This is a genomic window from Micromonospora sp. RTBAU3-60 (assembly GCF_054963695.1).
In genome coordinates this window covers 151441-171132 of record NZ_JBUEGB010000016.1, presented here as the reverse complement: position 1 = coordinate 171132, position 19692 = coordinate 151441, and the positions used below count along the sequence as shown (strand labels likewise).

Genomic DNA, 19692 nt, shown 5'->3' with positions numbered 1-19692 from the left:
CTCGTGGGCGGCGACGGCGGCGAGGCGGGTGATCAGTCGCCGCATGTCCTGCGGGTCGACCGGCTCGGGGTTGCCGTCGATCCAGGGCAGTGGCCATTCGATGATCTCGTCGATGCCGGGCAGCAGTTCGGCGGCGGCTCGGCCGCGTGGCCCGCAGAGCAGCACGACCCGGTCCGCTCCGGCGGCGACGGCGCGGATGCCCGGCCCGGTGACCAGCACGTCGCCCGCCGAGTCGCTGCGCACCACGAGGACCGTGCCGGCCCGCCCGGCGCGGGGCACGACCGGCCGGACCGCCCGCATCCGGCGCAGGATCTCGTCCACCGCGGCGGGCAGGTCCCGAGCGACGGTCGGCGCCTCGGCGACCTCCTCCGGGCGGGTGACCGGGGTGGGGACCAGGACGCCGGTGGCCCCGGCGGCGAGCGCGGCCGTCATGTCCCGGCCGATGTCGCCGACCAGCGCGCACCGGGCCGGTGTGGTGCCGAGCGCCCGGGCGGCGGCGTGCACCAGGCCCGGTGCCGGCTTGCGGCAGGCGCAGCCGTCGGTGTCGTCGTGCGGGCACACCTGCCAGTCGTCGAACGGCCCGAGCAGCTCCTCGACCCGCGCGTGGACGGTGCGCAGCTGTCGCTCGGTGAAGCAGCCGCGGGCCAGGCCGGACTGGTTGGTGACCACGGCCAGACGCAGCCCGGCCGTACGCAGCCGGTCCAGCGCCTCCCGCGCACCGGGCACCGGGCGGACCTTCTCCGGGTCACCGTTGTAGGGCACGTCCTCGATGAGCGTGCCGTCCCGGTCCAGCAGCACCGCGTCGAACAGGGCGGGACCGGACGGCGTCAGGTCGGACCAGCGGCCCCGGGCAATCGAGGAGGACATCATCGTCCCGCCCCGGGGCCGTCCGCCGTGACGACCCCGCCGGCGAGCACCGAGCGGGCGCGCCACCAGCCGCGTACCCAGTGGACGACCGCGAGCGGCGGGATGAGCGCGCTGGTCGCCACCATGGTGACGACCTCGTCGCGGGTGTGCGGGCCGGGCGCGATGCGGACCCGGGCGAACTCGGCGGTGCCGGCCGCCCAGCCCAGCCCCGCGACGACGGCGGCCATCCCGAGGCCCCGCCGCCGGGCGCCGGGGCGGGCCACGGCACGCAGCACGGTGGCGGCCAGCGCGACCGCGCCGGCCGTGGCGACCGCAGCGTGCCCGGGACGCCGGCCCGGGGGCAGGTCCAGCTCGGTCCGCCAGTTCGGGCCGTACAGCCGGCGCAGCAGCGCGTCGTCGGCGTTGCCGCGCTGGGTGCGCAGGCTCACCCAGCGGCCCTCGGGACGTACCGGATGGCTCACCCGGCGTTGGCCGCGCACCAGGTGCCAGCCGGCGAGCCGGACCCGGTGGGCCAGCTCGGCGTCCTCCCGGTAGGCCCGGGGGAAGCGCTCGTCGAACCCGCCGACGGCCGCGAGGGCCGCCCGGCGGTAGGCCATGTCCGCGGTGATCCACCGGCCCTCGGCCAGGCCGGCGGTACCGCGTTCCCAGTCGGTGGGGCGGCGGTCCGCCGGCAGCGGCACGGTCAGCACGCCCTGCACGCCGCCGACGGCGCCGGGCACGGCGAGGTCGACGCGCAGCCGCCGGGCCCAGTCCGGCGCCGGCACCACGTCGTCGTCCAGGAAGACCACCCACTCGCCGCGGGCCGCCCGCCACCCTAGGTTGCGGGCCGCCGCCGGGCCCACGCCGCGACCGGTCAGCACCTTCGTGTACGCCGCGAGCGCCCCCGGCACCGCCAGCTCCCCGGTCTCGTCGCACCGGTCGTCGACCAGCAGCAGTTCGGGCTCGGGCAGGTCGGCGAGCTGACCGGCGAGGGTGTCCAGCAGCACGGCCAGGCTCGGCCGGCCGAGCGTGGGCACCACCACGCTGATCACCGGCCACCGCCCAGCGCCCGGCGGTGCACCGCGAACGGGCCGAGGGCGAGCAGGTCCACCGGCGCGGAGCCGAACAGCTCCATCGCCTCCCGTGGGGTGTCCACCATCGGCCGTCCGGCGGTGTTCAGCGAGGTGTTGACCACCACCGGCAGCCCGGTGCGCCGTTCGAACTCGGCCAGCAGCTCGGCCACCAGCGGCTCGGTGTCGGCGTGCACGGTCTGCACCCGGGCGGTGCCGTCGACGTGGGTGACTGCGGGGATGCGGTCCCGCCACGGCGGCTTCACCCGGTGCACGAAGAGCATGTACGGGCTGGGGTAGATGCCCTCGAAGATCTCCGCGAAGCGTTCCGCGCGGACCATCGGGGCGATCGGGCGAAACTGCTCCCGGCCCTTGACGTCGTTCATCCGCCGGGTGGTGTCCGGGTCGCCGGGGTGGGCGAGCAGCGACCGGTGGCCCAGCGCCCGCGGGCCGTACTCGCTGCGCCCCTGGTGCCAGGCGACGATGCCGTTGTCGGCGAGCACCCGGGCCGCCTCCGCGGCGATCGATGCCGGCCGGGTGTACGGCAGCGCCGCCCGGCGCAGCTCCGCCTCCAGCTCGTCGTCCGACCAGCCGCGGCCCAGGTCCGCCCCGGCCATCGGGGTGGACCGGTCGCCCAGCTCGCCGGCCACGTGCAGGGCCGCGCCCAGCGCGGTGCCCGCGTCGCCGGCCGCCGGCTGCACCCAGACGTCGCGGTACGGCCCCTCGGCGGCGACCCGGGCGTTGGCCACGCAGTTCAGCGCCACCCCGCCGGCCATGGCCAGTGTGGCGGCGCCGCCGGAGGCGTCGTACAGCCAGCGGGACAGGTCGAGGACGACCTCCTCCAGCCGGGCCTGCACGCTGGACGCCAGGTCGGCGTGCTCGTCGGTCATCTCGCCGTCGGCGGTGCGCGCCTTGGCCATGCTGGCCCAGTCGATCCGGTCGATCCGGAAGCCACCGTCGTCGGTGACCCGGACCAGCTCGCGGAGCATGCCCAGGTGCCTCGGCCGGCCGTAGGAGGCGAGCGCCATCACCTTGTACTCGTCGCTGGAGTGCAGGAAACCGAGGTGCCGGGTCAGGTCCTCGTACAGCAGGCCGAGCGAGTGCGGCAGCTGCTGCGCGTACAGGGGGGACAACCGGCCATCCCGGTAGACGCCGGCTAGGTGGCTGGCCACCTCGCCGCGCCCGTCGAGCACCAGCACCGCGGTGTCGTCGCCGGCCGGTGGCGCGGCCAGGCCGGCGGACGCGGCGTGCGCCACGTGGTGCGGCACGAACCGCACCTTCTCCGGGTCGAGCCCGGGCAGCGCGGCGGCGAGGAACTGCGGCGCCCGCGCGGCGTAGTCGACCCGCAGCCAGTCCCACGGGTCGTCGAGGCCCAGCTCGGCGGCGTCGCGGCTGAGGCCGGGGTCGAAGGAGTACGCGACCGCGTCGAGACTGTCGACGTCGATCCCGGCGCTGGTCAGACACCAGGCGGCGGACAACTCCGGCAGCTCCCAGGCGGCGAAGGGCACCGGGCGCTTGCCGTGCTTGCGGCGGCTGAACCGCTCCTCTTCGGCGGCGGCCACCACCCGGCCGTCGACCACGAGGGCAGCCGCGGGATCGTGGAAGATCGAGTTGATTCCGAGGACGCGCATGGGAATCCCCTACCCCCGCGAACACCGCCTAACCTGTAGATCATCGACTTCTCCCGAGGAGCTCGATGTCGCCTGTGGAGACTCGGATCAGTGACCAAAGTCCCTGGTCGGCGGGGCCGGAAGCGACGAAGCTGGGCAAAGAGGTGCGGCCGGCTCCGGTTTTATGACCCACCTCGCTCGAGTCGACCTCCGGAGGTGACCAACCGTGTCCACGCCATCGCCGTCCGCGCTGACCGGGGAGCGCCGCGCCACGCCCCGCACCACCGCCGGGTCAGAGGTCGCCGGCCGGCAGCGGGGTCGCCGGCACCGCTGGCTGCCGCCGCAGCACGGCGCCTGGCCGATGCTGCTCCTCCCGTACGCCACGGCGGTCTGCGTCACCGGCCTCCGGTGGCCCCACCTGCCGCTGCTCGGCGCCTGGCTGGCCGGCTACCTCTTCTCCTACTACGCCCTGCTGGCCGTGAAGACCGGCCGAACCGACCGGGTACGCCCGCAGCTGCTGCTCTACGGCGCCGCGGCCGCGCTGCTGGTCACGCCGGTGCTCCTCGCCCGGCCCGAGGTCCTCGGCTACGCACCGCTCTACGCCCTGCTCGCCGCCGTCAACGCCGGGCACGCCCGGCGGCGTCGCGAGCGGGCCCTGCTCAACGACCTCGCCTCGGTGGCGCAGAGCGTGCTGATGGTGTTCGTGGTGGCCACCGTCGCCGGGGTCCCGCCCGCCGGGCTGGCCGGGGTGGCGGGCGCGGTCGCCGCCTACCTGGTCGGCACGGTGCTCTACGTCAAGACGATGATCCGCGAGCGGGGGAGTGTCGGCTACCGGTGGGCTTCCGGGGCGTACCACCTCGCCGCGCTCGTCGTGGCGGCGGCTTGGTGGGGGCCGGCGGTGGCGGGAGTCTTCGCGCTGCTGCTGCTCCGCGCGGTGCTGTTGCCCGGCCGGCGGCTCGCCCCGGTCCGGGTCGGGCTGATCGAGCTGGTCGGCTCGCTGCTGGTGTTCGCCGCGGTGGTCGGGCACTGGGCCTGACGGCCGGCAGGCCGGGCGTCGGCGAGGGCCGGTATCGGGCACTGCCCGGCACCGGCCCCGCTCAGCCCTGCAGCATGCCCGGGCCGAACACCTCGTACGCGATCCGCTCCGCCGGCACGCCCCGGCGCAGCAGCCCGCCGCGGACCAGGGTCATGAACGGCACCGGCCCGCAGAGATGCACGTACGCCCCGGGAGCCAGCGGAATCCGCGTCGGGTCGACGAGCCCGCTGGCGACCTCCGCCTTCAGCCCGGCCAGCTCGCCGTCGGCGGCGTCCTCGTACCACAGGCGCACCGACAGGTTCGGCAGCTGCTCCTGGAGCCCGGGCAGTTCGTGGCGCAACGCGTGCGCGGCGCCGGCCCGGTCGGCGTGCACCAGCGCCACCTCGCGCTCGGGCGCGGTGGCGGCCAGGTGCGCCAGGGCGGCCATCGCCGGAGTGAGGCCGATGCCGGCGCTGACCAGCAGCAGCGGAGCGTCGTCGCCGATCGCGCTGACCTCGCCGAACGGCGGGCTCAGCCGGAGAATGTCGCCCTCCTCCACCCGCTCGTGCAGGTGGCTGGTCACCATGCCGTCGGGCGCGCCGGCGGTGCCGAGCACTCGCTTTACCGTGATCCGCCAGTGGTCGGCGCCGGTGCGGCCGGAGAGGCTGTACTGCCGGATCTGCTGGCCCCGGCCACCGTCGAGGTCGACCGCGACCGACACGTACTGGCCCGGGGCGAAGCCGGGCACCGGGCCGCCGTCGGCCGGGACCAGGGTGAACGAGACCACGTCCGCGGTCTCCCGGGTCTTCTCCGCCACCCGCCACGGCCGCCACACGGAGCCGTGCTCCGCCACCCCGGCGACCGTGTAGAGCCGCGCCTCCCGGGCGATCAGCTCGCAGGCCAGCAGCCAGTAGACCTCGTCCCAGGCGGCCACGACCTCGGGGGTGACCGCGTCGCCGAGCACCTCGCCGACCGCGGCGAGTAGGTGCCGCCCGACGATCGGGTACTGGGTGGCGGCGATGCCGAGCGCGGCGTGCTTGTGCGCGATCCGGTCCATGATCGGCCCCCACGACACCGTGCTGCCGCCGATCAGGTGCTCGGCGTACGCGACCACGGCTGCGGCGAGCGCGGCCTTCTGCTGTCCGGTGGCCTGGTTGCCCCGGTTGAAGATGTCCAGCAGCTCCGGGTGGGCGTCGAACATCCGCTGGTAGAACCGGCCGGTGATCGCCTCACCATGGGCCTGCACGGCGGGCAGGGTAGCCGCCACCACCGCTGCTGAGGATTCCGAGAGCACTACTACTCCTTGAGACGGGGAACGGGTCGAGCCCACTGAACAGGAATCTGAGATTCCGCTTCAGGGTCGAAGGTCCCGGTCGGGGAATGATCCAGGTCACCCAACCAGGTCCGGCCGGTCGGCCCGTGTTGCGCCGCCCCGCCGCTGGCTACGGTCGAGGGGTGAAGCTCAACCGGGCTACGGACATGGCTCTGCGGATCGCCATGTTCACCGCCGCGTCTCCGGCCCGGACGACCGTGGAGGAGCTCGCCACCCAGCTCGCGCTGCCCCGCAGCCACGTCGCCAAGGTCGTGCAGCGGTTGCAGCGGCTGGGTGTGCTGGTGACCATCCGAGGCCGCTCCGGCGGGGTGGCCTTCGCCGAGCACGCCGGCGAGCTGACCGTCGGGCGGGTGGTTCGGGCCTTCGAGGGGGACGGCGAGGTGGTCTCCTGCGAGCAGTCGGCCTGCCCGCTGGTCGCCGGCTGCCGGCTCCGTGGCGAACTGCGCCGGGCCCAGGCCGCCTTCCTCGCCGTGCTCGAGGAGGTACGCCTCGGCGACCTCGTGGACGGCCCCACCGGCCGGATCCTGCTCAGCCTCGGGGCGCCGCCGGCCCGCGGCGCGAGCCTCGGGTCATAGGCCATCGCCGGGCCCGCCCGAGCGGTCCACCGTCTCCAGGGGTCAGGCGTCTCGACGGAACTCGGCGCGCCAGCGGAGCGTGCCGTCCGGTGCGACGATCTCCTCGACCCGTGCCGGGGCCAGCGGCCCGGCCGCGAAGCCGTCGATCTCGGCCCGGGTCAGCGGCCAGGGCGGACCCTCGACCTCCTCGTCGTCCCGCCGGCCGATGGCGATTACCAGCAGCGTCCCGCCCGGCGCGACCAGCCGGCCGACCGCCGGGATCGCCCGCTGTCGCAGCTCGACCGGGAGCGCCTGCACGTTCATGCTCTCCAGCACCAGGTCGAACCCGTCCAGCCAGCCGGGCGGCGGGTCGAGCAGATCGGCCGTCTCGTACCGGACCGGAGAGTCGGGGTGGCGTTCCCGGGCGGCCCGGACCGCCGTCGCCGAGATGTCGAAGGCCACGGTGGCGAAGCCCAGGCCGGCCAGGTGCTCGGCGTCCCGGCCGAAGCCGCAGCCGACGACCAGGGCAGATCGGCCGGACCCGTCCGGGCAGGTCCGGCCGGTCCATTCACTGAACAGGGAATGCGGCCGGTCCAGGTCCCACGGCACGACCGCCTCGCCCCGTTCGGCCTCGGCGTAGAGCCGCTCGAACCAGCCGGTCGGATCGCCCTCAACGGTCACGCGGGAAGACAACCGGCGGGTCGGATGGTTGTGCTGCACGGACGCCTCCTCGCCTCCGGACGCCCATGACCGGGCGGGGGCACAGACCCCGGACGCACCCTAACCGGACGCCGCACCCACCCGGTGCCACGGCTCTGTCGGATCGCCGGGCTAGGCTCGCTGCGGCGCGCCGCGCGAGGCGATCAAGCCGGCGAGCGGCACCACACCGCCGAGACCTGGGAGTACGACCAGTTGACCGCACAGCCTGAGACCCTGTACGGGGCCGACGACCTGACGCACCTCGAGGGGCTGGACGCCGTCCGCAAGCGCCCCGGCATGTACATCGGCTCGACCGACAGCCGTGGCGTGGGTCACCTCGTCAACGAGATCCTCGACAACTCCACCGACGAGGGTGTCGGGGGCCACGCCACGAAGGTCGACGTGATCCTGCACGCCGACGGCTCGGTGCAGGTCGACGACGACGGCCGGGGCATCCCCACCGACGTGCACGCCAAGTCCGGCATCTCCGGTGTGGAGCTGGTGTTGACCCGGCTGCACGCGGGCGGCAAGTTCGGTGGCTCGGGCTACAAGACCTCCGGTGGCCTGCACGGAGTCGGCGCCTCCGCGGTCAACGCGCTCTCCCGGCGGTTCGACGTCACGGTCCGCCGCGGCGGCAAGGTCCACTCGATGTCGTTCCGGCACGGCGTACCCGGGATCTTCGACGGGGACGGCCCGGACGCGCCGTTCACCCCCGGCCCCGGGCTGCAGATCGTCGGTGCCATGAAGCGCCGCCAGCCGACCGGCACCTCGATCCGCTGGTGGCACGACCCGCGTTACTTCGAGACCGGGGCGAAGCTCGACACCGAGGCGGTCCGGCTCAAGCTGCGCAACACTGCCTTCCTCGTCCCCGGCGTGGCGTACCGGTTGCGCGACGAGACGGGGGAGGAGGTCGTCGAGGAGAACTTCCACTTCCCCAACGGCCTCACCGACATGGTGGAATACCTGGCCCCGGCCGGTGACCGCGCCGTCTCCGGCACGCTGCTGGTCACCGGCGAGGGGACCTACCGGGAGAACGCCGCCGACGCCAACGGCGTGATGCAGTCCAACGTGCAGCGCCGGGCCGAGGTCGAGGTCGCGTTCCGCTGGGGCACCGGCTACGACCGCACCGTCGAGTGCTTCACCAACACCATCCGCAACGCGCACGGCGGCACCCACCGCAAGGGCTTCGAGCGCGCCCTGGTGCGTACCCTCGCTGAGGCCGCCCGCAACACCCGCGGCCTGCTCAAGCCCAAGGAGGACGCGCCCACCCTGGACGACGTCCTGGAGGGTATGACCGCGGTGGTGCACGTGCGGATCCCGGAGCCGCAGTTCACCTCGCAGACCAAGGACGAGCTCTCCACCGCCGGCATCACCAAGGTGCTCCAGGGCCTGGTCGAGCAGCACCTCAAGGCCTGGCTGGAGGACCGGAAGACCAAGGCCGAGGCCCGTACGGTGCTGCAGAAGATCGTCGACGCGGCCCGGGTCCGGCTCACCCAGAAGCAGCAGAAGGACGCCGCCCGGCGCAAGACCGCGCTGGAGGGCGCGTCGATGCCGGCGAAGCTGGTCGACTGCCGGGCCACCGGGGTGGACCGCAGCGAGCTGTTCATCGTGGAGGGCGACAGCGCCCTCGGCACCAGCCGGATGGCCCGCTCCTCCGAATACCAGGCGCTGCTGCCCATCCGCGGCAAGATCCTCAACGTGCAGAAGGCCAACCTCCAGCAGGTGCTGGACAACGCCGAGTGCGCGGCGATCGTGCAGGTGCTCGGCGCCGGCTCCGGGCGTACCTTCGACCTGTCGGCGATGCGCTACGGGCGGGTGCTCATCATGGCCGACGCGGACGTCGACGGCGCGCACATCCGTACCCTGCTGATCACGCTCTTCGCCCGGTACATGCGGCCGCTGATCGAGGCCGGCCGGCTCTACGCGGCGATGCCGCCCCTGCACAAGATCACCACCAAGGGGCGCAACCCGCAGACCATCTACACCTACACCCAGGCCGAGATGGAGGCGACGGTCCGCAAGCTGGAAAAGGCCGGCAAGCAGATCGTCACCCCGATCCCGCGCTTCAAGGGCCTCGGCGAGATGGACGCCGACGAGCTCTGGGAGACCACCATGAACCCGGCCACCCGGGCGGTCCGCCGGATCACCCTCGACGACGTCGAGGCCGCCGAGCAGATCCTCGAACTGCTCATGGGGGAGAAGGTCGAACCCCGCCGCAACTGGCTGATCGACTCGGCCGACCGGGTCGACCGCGAAGCCATCGACGCCTGACCACCGGGTTCGTTTCGGAAGGAAAGCTGAACCATGGCACGCCGTAGGGACGACCGCGCCCGCGCCGACCTGTCCGCGTTCGACCAGGCCGGCGCGCGGGTCTTCGACAACCCACTGGTCACCGAGGTCTCCGACTCCTACTTGGAGTACGCCTTCTCGGTCATCCACTCCCGCGCCCTGCCGGACGCGCGGGACGGCCTCAAGCCGGTGCACCGGCGCATCCTCTGGTCGATGTACGAGCAGGGCCACCGCCCCGACCGGGGGCACGTGAAGTCGGCCCGGATCGTCGGTGACGTGATGGGTAAGTACCACCCGCACGGCGACGCCGCGATCTACGACGCGATGGTCCGCCTCGCCCAGGACTTCTCGCTCAACGTGCCGCTGATCGACGGGCACGGCAACTTCGGCTCGCCGGACGACGGCCCGGCCGCCGCCCGCTACACCGAGGCCCGGATGTCCCGGGAGGCGATGCTGCTCGTCGGCGAGCTGGGCGAGGACACCGTCGGCCTCGAGCCCAACTACGACGGCTCGCTCACCCAGCCCACCGTGCTCCCGGCCGCCTTCCCCAACCTGCTGGTCAACGGCGCGTCCGGGATCGCGGTCGGGATGGCCACCAACATGATCCCGCACAACCTCGGCGAGGTGGTCCAGGCCGCCCGCTGGCTGATCAACCACCCGGACGCCACGCTGGACAAGCTCATGGAGTTCGTCCCCGGCCCTGACCTGCCCACCGGCGGGCTGCTGCTCGGCCTGGACGAGGTGCGCCGGGCGTACGAGACCGGCCGGGGCGTGGTGCGGATGCGCGGCCGGGTGCAGATCGGCCCCCTGGAGGGCAGCCGCGGCCGGCAGGCCATCACGGTCACCGAGCTGCCGTACGGCATCGGCGCGGAGAAGGTCATCGCGGCCATCACCAACGAGGTCAACAAGACCAAGCGGCTGACCGGCATCGCCGACGTCAAGGACCTCACCGACCGGGAGAACGGCACCCGGCTGGTCATCGAGTGCAAGGTCGGGGTCAACCCGCAGGCACTGCTGGCCGACCTCTACCGGCTCACCCCGCTGGAGCAGTCCTTCGGGATCAACAACCTGGTCCTGGTGGACGGTCAGCCGCAGACCCTGGGGCTCAAGCAGCTGCTGGAGGTCTTCCTCGCCCACCGCTACGAGGTGGTCACCCGGCGCAGCTCGTACCGCAAGCGCAAGCGGGAGGAGCGGCTGCACCTGGTCGACGGTCTGCTGATCGCCCTGCTCGACATCGACAAGGTGGTCAAGCTGATCCGGGCCAGCGAGGACGCCCAGGCCGCCAAGGACGGCCTGATGCAGAAGTTCAAGCTCTCCGAGATCCAGGCGACCTACATCCTGGACACTCCGTTGCGTCGGCTGACCAAGTACGACCGGCTGGAGCTGGAGGCCGAGCAGGAGAAGCTGCGCGCCGAGATCGCCGACCTGTCGCGGATCCTCGACGACCCGAAAGTGCTGCGCAAGCTGGTCTCCGACGAGCTGGCGGCCGTGGTCAAGCAGTTCGGCGCCGAGCGCCGTACCACCCTGGTCGACGGGGACCTCAAGGAGGTCCTCGCGGCTTCCGTACCGGCCGGGCCGCTGGAGGTCGCCGACGACCCGTGCCAGGTGATCCTCTCCGCCACCGGGCTGGTCGCCCGGACCGCGGCCGAGTCGGAGGAGGCCGCTGAGGGGCGCCGGCGCAGCGGCCGGGTCAAGCACGACGCGGTACGCGCGGTCGTCCACACCACGGCGCGGGGCCGGGTGCTGCTGGTCACCAGCGCCGGGCGGGCTTTCAAGATCGACGTACTGCCGCTGCCGGTGCTGCCCGAGCAGTCCGGCACGGTGTCGCTGCGCGGCGGCATGTCGGCGGCCGAGCTGGTGCCGCTGGAGCCCGGGGAGACCGTGGTGGGGCTGGCGCCGCTCGGCCCGACCGCCGAGGGCTCGCCCGGTCTGGCGCTGGGCACCCGGCAGGGCGTGGTCAAGGTCTGCGCGCCCGAGTGGCCGGTGCGCTCGGACGAGTTCGAGGTGATCTCGCTGCGCGACGGCGACGAGGTGGTCGGGGCGACCTGGCTCACCGACGGCACCGAGGCCCTGACGTTCATCTCCTCGGAGGCGTCGCTGCTGCGCTTCGCGGCATCGCTGGTGCGGCCGCAGGGCGTCAAGGGCGGCGGCATGGCCGGCATCAACCTGTCGGCCGGGGCGCACGTGGTCTTCTTCAGCGCGGTCCGCACCGACGACCCAGGGCACGGGGAGCCGATGGTGGTCACCTCGACCGGCGCCACGGTCAAGGTGACGCCGTTCAAGGCGTACCCGGCGAAGGGGCGGGCGACCGGCGGGGTGCGCGCGCAGCGGTTCCTCAAGGGTGAGGTGGACCTGGCGGTGGCCTGGGTGGGCCCGCGCCCGGTCGGCGCGACCGCGAACGGCGATCCGGTGGAACTGCCGCCGGCGGATCCCCGCCGCGACGGTTCGGGGTTCGCCGTCATGCTCGGCCCCACCGTCGTCGGCCACCAGATCGAACGCGACTGACCCACGCCATGCGGGGCCGGCGGCGTGAGCCGCCGGCCCCGCAGCGTTTCCCGTCCCGCCTACCCGCCCACCTGCCCCGCCCGCCGGGCGGAGTTGATCATGAAGTTGGCCGCACGGAATGTCCGTTTCGTCACCGCTAACTTCATGATCACCGGGCCCGAGTCCGGCGAGTCCGGCGAGGCGGGGCGGAGGCGGGGTGGGGTCAGAGTTCGGGTTCGGGGCCGCGGCGGGACGCCGCCGTGGTGCCGCGGAGGCGGGCGATGAGGCGCATGCCGTGGTAGATGATCAGGGCGGCGGCGGTGCCCAGGGCGATGCCGTTGAACGACAGGTCGCCGGCGGTGATCGTGTAGTTGGCCGCGCCGACGATCACCGCCACGGCGGCGGTCATCAGGTTGACAGGGTCATGGAAGTCGACCCGGTTCTCGATCCAGATCCGCGCGCCGAGGATGGCGATCAGGCCGTAGAGGGCGGTGGTCGCCCCACCCAGCACACCGGCCGGCACGGTGAGGATGAGGGCGCCGAACTTCGGGCTCAGCCCGAGCAGCACCGCCGCCACGCCGGCCACCCAGTAGGCGGCGGTCGAGTAGACCCGGGTCGCCGCCATCACGCCGATGTTCTCCGCGTACGTGGTGGTGCCGGAGCCGCCGCCCGAGCCGGCCAGCACGGTGGCGATGCCGTCACCCAGGAACGCCCGGCCCATGTCCCGGTCGAGGTTGCGGCCGGTCATCGCGGCGACCGCCTTGACGTGCCCGGCGTTCTCCGCGATCAGCACCAGGATCACCGGGATGACCAGCACCACCGCCCGCACGCTGAAGTTCGGGGCGTGGAACTGCGGCAGCCCCACCCAGGCGGCCTCCTTCAGGCCGGTGACCGCCTTCGGGTCGAGTTCGCCGAGCACGGCGGCGAGCACCCAACCGACCACCACGCCGAGCAGGATGGAGAGCCGGGCCAGGAAGCCGCGGAACACCACCGTGGCGACCAGGATCGCGACCAGGGTGACCACCGCGATCAGCGGCTGCGCCTTCACGCCCGTGCCGCTGCCCCCGCCGTCCCAGGCGACCGGGGCGAGGTTGAGCCCGATCAGGGCGACGATCGCGCCGGTGACCACGGGCGGCATGAACGCGTCGATCCACCGCGCGCCGGCCCACTGCACCACCGCGCCGACCAGGGCCAGCACCGCGCCGACCACCACGATCCCGCCGAGCGCGGCCGGGATGCCACCGCCGGTCTTGGCGGCCAGCACCGGGGCGATGAACGCGAACGACGAGCCCAGGTACGACGGCAGCCGGTTGCCGGTGATCAGCAGGAACAGCAGCGTGCCCAGCCCGGAGAAGAAGAGCGTGGTGGCCGGCGGGAAGCCGGTGATCAGCGGCACGGTGAAGGTGGCGCCGAACATCGCGACGACGTGCTGCACGCCGACGCCGACGGTACGCGGCCAGGAGAGCCGCTCGTCGGGATGCACCACGTCGCCGGGGCGGACGGAGCGGCCGTCGCCGTGCAGGCGCCACGGGGACCAGCGGGATCGCGGCTCGGTGGGGGACTGGGACATGCTGCGCCCTTCGCGTCGTCAGGTGACGGGGGCGTGATCGACCCTGAGAGTCGTTTCTAGCACGTCACCGATCCGCGTCCGGGCGCGGTCGGCCGGATCCCGGACCACGAACGTTGGCCGAGGCGGCCGATCCGTCCGGTGGCGTCCGGCGGGGCGGCGGGGCGGCCGTCAGGCCACGCCGGCGGGGCGGAACTGGACGCTGACCCGGGGGCCGACCGCGCGGGCGGTCTTCGGGATGGCGTGCTCCCAGGTGCGCTGGCACGACCCACCCATCACCACCAGGTCGCCGTGGCCGAGCGGGAAGCGCAGGCTCGCGCCGCCACCCCGGGGGCGCAGCAGCAGCGGGCGCGGCGAGCCGAAGGACACGATGGCCACCAGGGTGTCGCCGTGCGCCGAGCGGCCCAGGGTGTCGCCGTGCCAGGCCACACTGTCCCGGCCGTCCCGGTAGAGGCACATGCCGGCGGTGACGAAGGGCTCGCCCAACTCGGCCGCGTAGTGCCGGGTCAGCGCTTCGCGTGCCGCGGTGAGCACCGGATGGGGCAGCGGCCGGCCGGCGGCGTACCAGCAGAGCAGGCGGGGGACGTCGACCTCGCTCTCGTACATGGTGCGGCGCTCGGCCCGCCACGGCACGTCGCGCAGCAACGTGTCGAGCACCCCGTCGGAGCCCCGCACCCAGCCCGGCAGGTGGTCGACCCAGGCTCCCCGGCTCAGCTCGTGCCGGCGCAACTGGCCGGCGAGCGGGCCCAGGGTCGGCCCCTGCTCGGCGAAGTCGAGCATCGAGGGCTGGTACGCGACGTCGGACACGCCGCCGATCCTACCTCCTTCTCGAACAGGCGTACGACGACGCGATGCGCAACGCCAGAGCGTCCCGATGGCCGGACACGCGACGCCGGAGGGCGCCGATGACCGGGCGACACGCGAGGTCGGAGCGTCCCGATGACCGGGCGGCGCGACGGCGCGGGCGGCGGTCCGGGGCCTCGGCGGGTAGGGTGCCCGGCGGCGGCGTCGCGGTGGAGCGCCGCCCCGGGTGGTCCCGGTGCCGCCCGTCGCCGACCGCCGGAGGGGGAGACGCATGCTGGTGATCCTGCTGACGGTCGGGCTGCCGGCATGACCAGCGCGCCGACCAGCGTCCGCGCCGTCCGGCTGCCGTCGCTGACCGGGTTGCGCTGGATCGCCGCCCTGCTGGTCTTCGGCTTCCACGCCGGGACCATGCGGATCGTCGCCGAGCCCGACTACAAGGCCGTGGTGGACTGGCTCTTCACGCTCGGTCTGTCCGGTGTGGAGTTCTTCTTCATCCTCAGTGGATTCGTGCTGGTCTGGTCCTACCGGGACGGTGAGCCCCGGCGTACCTTCCTGCGCCGCCGGCTGGCCAAGATCTACCCGAACCACCTGGTCACGTTCGTGGCGGCGCTGCTGGTCGCGTTCTGGTTCGCCGACCCGGTCGCCCCCTGGGCCGCGCTGGGCAACCTCACCCTGACCCAGGCGTGGAATCCCACCCCCGGCTACTTCTACAGCGTCAACACGGTCAGCTGGTCGCTATCCTGCGAGCTCGCGTTCTATCTGTGCCTGCCGTGGGTGCTGCCGGCGCTGCGCCGCGCCCGCCCGGGCCTGCTCTGGGCGGTGGTGGTCGCCGCGCCGCTGCTCATCCTGGCCCTCTGGCCCGGCCAGCGCCTGGTGCCCGAGGAGAGCCGCTGGTGGTTCGCCCAGGTCTTCCCGGTGGTGCGGTCGCTAGAGTTCTGGATGGGCGTGGCGGCGGCCGAGCTGATGCGCCGGGGCCGCTGGCGGGGTCCCGGGCTGATCCCGGCCACCGTGCTCTTCGTCGCCACCTGGGTGGTCGCCGCGCAGTGGGTCCGCGCGGAGCTCTGGGCGGCCCTGCTCGCGGTGGCGTACCTCCTGGTCATCACCGCCGCGGCCGACGCCGACGTGCGCGGGCGGCGCACCCCGTGGCGGTCCCGACCGATGGTCTGGCTCGGTGAGGTCTCGTTCGCGTTCTACCTGGTGCACGTGCTGGTGATGCAGACGGTGCTGCGCCTGACCGGGCACTGGGGCGAGGGGCTGCGCGGCTGGTGGGGCCCGCTCGCGGTGCTCGGTTTCCTGCTGGTCAACCTGCTGCTCGCCGCAGCCCTGCACCGCTGGGTGGAGATGCCGCTGATGCGCCGGCTGGGACCGCGCCGCCGGGACCGCGCGCCGGTCGCCCCCGCCGAACCGGTCGAGGTCCGCATCCCGCGGCCCAGGTCGATCGAGTACGCCGGGCGGCGCGACCCGCCCTGAGCGGGCCGGAGCACGACAGGCGATGTACGCCGGCCGCTGTCCACCCTGGCCGGTGCGCCAGTCCACCGGCGGTGCGACACGCCCGGCGATGGTGCGATACGGCCGTTTCGGCGGTAATTTGGGCACGTGCTTCCGATCGCGCTCACCTGTCCCGTGTGGTGGGTGGCGCGCTGGACGGCGCGGATGCTGGCCAGCCTGGCCGTGGTCGTCGCCTGCTCGCTCGGCGCCGCCACGTTGCCCCTCGGCCCGGCCGCGACGGCGCACGCGGCTTCCCCCACGGTCGCCGTCGACCGCGCGGCCCTCGGCGCCGGGCAGCTCGGCGACGTCCGGTCGACCGGCGCTGACCGGGCCCTCCGGGCGCTGATCCGCTGGTCCGACCGGGCCGCCGACGCGGTCGCTCGGGCCGGCGCGGGATCGTCCGGTCCCGCCGCGCGGATCGGGACCGGATCGCCCGAGGCGGCCGGGTGGACGGCGTCCGGCTCCGCCGAGGCCGACAGTGCCGTGGCGGTGGGTCCGGTGGCCACGCGGGCGGTCGCCGCCGGCGACCGGCAGGTCGGCCCGGTCGACGTCCTGGACCCGATGGTCCGGGGTGTCGTGGTCGCCCCTTCCGACCGGCACCGCGTCCTGGTCGGGCTGCTCCCGGCGACCGTCGGCTCCCGGGCCCCACCCGCCCGCTGACGAGCCCGGCGGGCCCGCCCGCCCACGCCGTACCACCGAACCTCACCCCCGCACCCGCCCGGCGGCCCGGCGGCAGCCGTGACCGGTCGCGCCCCGCCCCGCCGGCCGTGCGGACCTCTCCACCACGTCGTTCCGTAAGGTGCCGACCTTGAAGCAGACCGTTCTCCACCACTTCCTGACCGAGATTCCCGCAGCCGCCGCCATCTGGTCGGCCCTGCTCGTGCTCGCCATGGCCGTGCTCGCCGCCCTGGTCGCCCGGCCCGAGCCGAACACCCCGCCGGATCCCGCCCCCGACCCGGCCGCCGAGGAGGCGGCCCGCCGCGCCGACCTACGCCGCTACGCCGAGGAGGTGGCGGTGGCCGCCGCCGGGGCCGCGCAGACCGCCCGCCGGTGGCGCGAACAGTGGCTGACCGCGCACGACGAGCTCGACCGGGCCTGGCGGGCGTACGACGAGGCCGAGGCGGCCGCCCGGCGGTTGGCGGGGGCGGCGGTGCTACGCGCGCCGCGGACGCCCCGGACGCCGGCCGAGTACGCGGCCCGGGAGCGGTGGCTGCACCACGCCGCCATGACGGCGCACTGGCGGGGCGACCTGACCGCCCGGCAACTCGCCGACGTCCTCGCCGGCCGCAACGGGTGGGATCCGCGCCGACACCCGGCCGAGCAGGAGATCGTCCTGGCCCGGGCGGTACGCGACGGCGGGCGGGCCCGCTGGCAGGCGGTCGCCGAGCGGGAGCGGCGGGCCTGGCGGGACGCCGAGCTCGCCGCCGAGGCCGCGCGGGTGCTGGCCGTGGAGGCGTACGCGGCCGCCGAGGCGGTCCGGCCCGAGGCGGTCCCGGTACGCCCCGCCGAGGCGGTGACCCAGACCCTCGCCCCGGTGGCGGCCGGCGCCGCCGGGGTGCCCGCCGCGCGGTGGCGGCCGGCGCGGGTCGGCTGAATCGTTATCCGATTTGGGTGAGCCCGGTCACGGCGACCGGGAAAACGGTCATCCGGATCAGGCCGGGTGATCGAGCCCCGCAATTCCCGTGCGATCGGCGCCCGGATGTCCGAAAGTGGCCCCTACGGTTCCCGCTAAAACGGTCGTCCCATTGAGTCGCGTCAGTGACCAGCTGTTCCGGTCTCGGTAACGGTGGTTGACGTTTACGCAGGTGGGGGCGCTTGGCAGGCGGAGTACCCACCGGTAGTGTCAGCGCGTCCGGTGCGGTTTCCGATCGCAAGTGGCGACGCCGTGCCGACCCGCTCAATCGTGATCTCACGAACCGGGGACCCAGTGCAACACCGGGGTGAATCCGCGAGCCGACGCCCGCGGTAGGGCCTACTTCCCGCCCGAATCCGTCAGCTAACCCGGTAGGCGGCCACGGAAGGAGTTCCAACCTCGTGCGAACCACCCCCCGATCCTCCCCCCGCCTCCACGGCGCCACGGTGCCGGCGCTCGCCTGACCGGCGAGTTCCGGTAACCGACCCCCGCAGCCCGGCCCGCCGGGCGCTCTTTTCCCGCGGCCACCCGCCCCAGCAACGCGCGTGAGCTCCTCCGCGCGTCGGGTCGACGTGTGCCGCTCCGGCCCCCCGTGGAGGAACACGTGAAGCACCACCTGAAGCGTCAGCTGCGGCGCCTCGCGAGCGAGCGCCCGTACCAGATCGTCGCCGGCTCCGCCGCGGCCCTCGTGCTGGCCGGCGGCGCCAGCGCGGCCCTGGCCAGCACCAACGACGCGCCCGTCCGGCAGGAGACCACCGCCGCCGTCGCCCAACTGGCCCCGCGCCTCGGTGACGTCGCCACCCGGAGCGAAGCCCGGGTCGCCGCCCCGTCCCCGACCGCTTCGCCCAGCGCGTCGCCCTCGGCGAAGCCCAGCTCGGCCAAGCCGGACCCGGACGTCACGAAGACCGCGAAGGCGAAGCCGAAGCCGCCGTCGACCAAGGTCCTCGACTACTCCTACGAGGCGCAGACCGCCTACTGGAACTGCGGCCCCGCCGCGGTACGCAACGCACTCAGCGCGAGCGGCGTCGAGACCACCCAGGACGCGATGGTCGCCCCGCTGAACGCCGGCGTGAACGGCACCAACTCCGCCGAGGACACCACCCGCGGGCTCAACCAGATGGTCAAGGGCAACCCGTACCGGACCCACATGATCCCCGGCCAGGCCGCGACCCCGGCGCAGATGGACCAGCTCCAGGCCGACGTGGTCAAGGCGATCACCGACGGCCGTGGCGTGGTGGTCAACATCGCCGGCTCCGCCACCGACACCGACGGCGGCTGGCACTCGTTCCCCGGCGGCCACTACATCGCCGTGATCGGCTACAAGGACGACGGCCGGACCGTGCGGATCGCCGACTCGGCGAACCCGGCGCTGCCCGAGTACTGGATCACCACCATCGATCTGGCGAACTGGGCGGGCACCCGCGGCTACTCCGCCTGATCCCACCCCGGCACGTCGGGCACCGGCTCCTGGAGCCGGTGCCCGACGTCGTATCCGGGTCCGGTCTCGCGCCTGGTGTCCGTCCGGTGGCACACTGCGCCGTATGGGTGACGAGACGGGTACCCGCCATCTGCTGCTGCTGCTGCTGCACGGCATGGGCGCCACCGGTGAGGTGTGGCTGCCCTGGGCGCCGCTGCTGGAGCGCCGCTGGGCGGGGCGCTGGCTGGCGCCCGACCTGGCCGGCCACGGCTGGTCGCCGCCGCTGCCGGCGTACTCCTTCGAGGCCCTCGCGGGGCGGGTGCTGGCCGGGCTCGGTCCGGTCGCCGAGCGGCTCGGCCCCCGGGACCGGCTGGTGGTGCTCGGGCACTCGCTCGGCGGGGTGGTGGCGCTGGCGCTGGCCGCGCGGGCGCGGCAGCTCCCGATCGACGGGGTGGTCGGGCTCGGCATCAAGGTCGCCTGGTCCCCGGCCGAGCTGGCCAAGGCCCGCGAGCTGGCCGAGCGGCCGGTGACCTGGTTCGCCAGCCGGGACGAGGCGGCCCGCCGTTACCTACGGGTGGCCGGGCTGACCGGGCTGTTCGCCCCGGACCACCCGGTGGTGGACGCCGGACTGCGCCGCGAGGACGGCCGCTGGCGGCTGGCCATGGACCCGGCCGCGTTCGCGGTGGGGGAGCCGCAGCTGCCCGCCCTGCTCGCCGCGACCGACGTGCCGGTGCTGCTGGCCCGGGGCGAGCAGGACCCGATGGTGAGCGACGCGCAGCTCAAGGAGCTGGGCGTGCCGGTGGCGACGCTGCCGGGGCTGGGCCACAACGCGCACCTGGAGGACCCGGAGGCGGTGCTCGCCCTCCTCGACGCGTACCACTGA

16 protein-coding genes and 1 riboswitch are annotated in these 19692 nt (G+C 74.1%); of the genes, 9 read left to right on the top strand and 7 right to left on the bottom strand.

The genetic code is table 11. The features are described from left to right. The 3 genes from ACY34I_RS18530 to ACY34I_RS18520 all read right to left on the bottom strand — a co-directional run. Window positions 1-867 (bottom strand): HAD-IIIA family hydrolase (locus ACY34I_RS18530; protein WP_462756231.1); only part of this gene is annotated, 867 nt, incomplete at its 3' end. After that, complete coding sequence (locus ACY34I_RS18525; RefSeq protein WP_462756230.1) at window positions 867-1898, bottom strand: glycosyltransferase family 2 protein; 1032 nt, start codon at window positions 1896-1898, stop codon at window positions 867-869. The genes ACY34I_RS18525 and ACY34I_RS18530, both read right to left, overlap by 1 nt. After that, window positions 1895-3547: a carbamoyltransferase family protein gene (locus ACY34I_RS18520; protein WP_462756229.1), complete on the bottom strand. Its 1653-nt coding sequence runs from the start codon at window positions 3545-3547 to the stop codon at window positions 1895-1897. Before ACY34I_RS18520 ends, ACY34I_RS18525 begins: the two co-directional genes overlap by 4 nt. 229 nt (window positions 3548-3776) lie before the next feature. On the opposite strand from ACY34I_RS18520, the gene ACY34I_RS18515 reads away from it, so the two are divergent. Further along, on the top strand, window positions 3777-4562 hold the full coding sequence (locus tag ACY34I_RS18515) for a YwiC-like family protein (RefSeq protein WP_462756238.1): 786 nt from the start codon (window positions 3777-3779) through the stop codon (window positions 4560-4562). 61 nt (window positions 4563-4623) lie between these two features. On the opposite strand, the gene ACY34I_RS18510 is transcribed toward ACY34I_RS18515, so the two are convergent. Continuing rightward, complete coding sequence (locus tag ACY34I_RS18510; RefSeq protein ID WP_462756228.1) at window positions 4624-5835, bottom strand: globin domain-containing protein; 1212 nt, start codon at window positions 5833-5835, stop codon at window positions 4624-4626. A gap of 161 nt (window positions 5836-5996) precedes the next feature. On the opposite strand from ACY34I_RS18510, the gene ACY34I_RS18505 reads away from it, so the two are divergent. After that, window positions 5997-6449, top strand: coding sequence for an RrF2 family transcriptional regulator (locus ACY34I_RS18505; RefSeq protein ID WP_462756227.1), 453 nt, complete (start codon window positions 5997-5999; stop codon window positions 6447-6449). Between the two features lie 42 nt (window positions 6450-6491). Here the strand turns inward: ACY34I_RS18505 and ACY34I_RS18500 are convergent, their stop codons facing one another. Continuing rightward, window positions 6492-7109: a class I SAM-dependent methyltransferase gene (locus ACY34I_RS18500; RefSeq protein WP_462756226.1), complete on the bottom strand. Its 618-nt coding sequence runs from the start codon at window positions 7107-7109 to the stop codon at window positions 6492-6494. 231 nt (window positions 7110-7340) lie between these two features. On the opposite strand from ACY34I_RS18500, the gene ACY34I_RS18495 reads away from it, so the two are divergent. Both ACY34I_RS18495 and ACY34I_RS18490 read left to right on the top strand, forming a co-directional pair. Then, on the top strand, window positions 7341-9398 hold the full coding sequence (locus tag ACY34I_RS18495; protein WP_462756225.1) for a DNA gyrase/topoisomerase IV subunit B: 2058 nt from the start codon (window positions 7341-7343) through the stop codon (window positions 9396-9398). 33 nt (window positions 9399-9431) lie between these two features. Beyond that, on the top strand, window positions 9432-11921 hold the full coding sequence (locus tag ACY34I_RS18490; RefSeq protein WP_462756224.1) for a DNA gyrase/topoisomerase IV subunit A: 2490 nt from the start codon (window positions 9432-9434) through the stop codon (window positions 11919-11921). Window positions 11922-12123: 202 nt separating this feature from the next. Here ACY34I_RS18490 and ACY34I_RS18485 read toward each other — a convergent pair whose 3' ends face one another. Together ACY34I_RS18485 and ACY34I_RS18480 are read right to left on the bottom strand one after the other, a co-directional pair. Continuing rightward, window positions 12124-13470, bottom strand: a complete 1347-nt coding sequence (locus tag ACY34I_RS18485) for a uracil-xanthine permease family protein (protein WP_462756223.1) — start codon at window positions 13468-13470, stop codon at window positions 12124-12126. A 168-nt stretch (window positions 13471-13638) separates the two neighbouring features. After that, window positions 13639-14274 carry an alpha-ketoglutarate-dependent dioxygenase AlkB gene (locus tag ACY34I_RS18480; protein WP_462756222.1) on the bottom strand — a complete coding sequence of 212 codons (636 nt, stop codon included), beginning with the start codon at window positions 14272-14274 and terminating at the stop codon, window positions 13639-13641. A 303-nt stretch (window positions 14275-14577) separates the two neighbouring features. On the opposite strand from ACY34I_RS18480, the gene ACY34I_RS18475 reads away from it, so the two are divergent. The 5 genes from ACY34I_RS18475 (at window position 14578) to ACY34I_RS18455 (ending at window position 19692) form a co-directional block, all read left to right on the top strand. Next, on the top strand, window positions 14578-15741 hold the full coding sequence (locus ACY34I_RS18475; protein WP_462756221.1) for an acyltransferase family protein: 1164 nt from the start codon (window positions 14578-14580) through the stop codon (window positions 15739-15741). A gap of 126 nt (window positions 15742-15867) precedes the next feature. Further along, entirely contained in the window at window positions 15868-16419 is a 552-nt protein-coding gene (locus ACY34I_RS18470; RefSeq protein ID WP_462756220.1) for a hypothetical protein, read from the top strand. Between the two features lie 148 nt (window positions 16420-16567). Next, window positions 16568-17353, top strand: coding sequence for a hypothetical protein (locus ACY34I_RS18465; RefSeq protein WP_462756219.1), 786 nt, complete (start codon window positions 16568-16570; stop codon window positions 17351-17353). A 290-nt stretch (window positions 17354-17643) separates the two neighbouring features. Then, a riboswitch (cyclic di-AMP (ydaO/yuaA leader) is annotated at window positions 17644-17785 on the top strand. Between the two features lie 211 nt (window positions 17786-17996). Next, the gene (locus ACY34I_RS18460) at window positions 17997-18830 is read left to right on the top strand and encodes a C39 family peptidase (RefSeq protein WP_462756218.1); all 834 of its coding nucleotides are present in this window, start codon (window positions 17997-17999) and stop codon (window positions 18828-18830) included. A gap of 103 nt (window positions 18831-18933) precedes the next feature. Then, window positions 18934-19692 carry an alpha/beta fold hydrolase gene (locus ACY34I_RS18455; protein ID WP_462756217.1) on the top strand — a complete coding sequence of 253 codons (759 nt, stop codon included), beginning with the start codon at window positions 18934-18936 and terminating at the stop codon, window positions 19690-19692.

Bases quoted from the DNA above. Each gene is read 5' to 3' on its own strand.
- ACY34I_RS18520 (WP_462756229.1), bottom strand. From the start codon at position 3,547: ATGCGCGTCCTCGGAATCAACTCGATCTTCCACGATCCCGCGGCTGCC.
- ACY34I_RS18490 (WP_462756224.1), top strand. From the start codon at position 9,432: ATGGCACGCCGTAGGGACGACCGCGCCCGCGCCGACCTGTCCGCGTTC.
- ACY34I_RS18485 (WP_462756223.1), bottom strand. From the start codon at position 13,470: ATGTCCCAGTCCCCCACCGAGCCGCGATCCCGCTGGTCCCCGTGGCGC.
- ACY34I_RS18475 (WP_462756221.1), top strand. From the start codon at position 14,578: ATGACCAGCGCGCCGACCAGCGTCCGCGCCGTCCGGCTGCCGTCGCTG.
- ACY34I_RS18455 (WP_462756217.1), top strand. From the start codon at position 18,934: ATGGGTGACGAGACGGGTACCCGCCATCTGCTGCTGCTGCTGCTGCAC.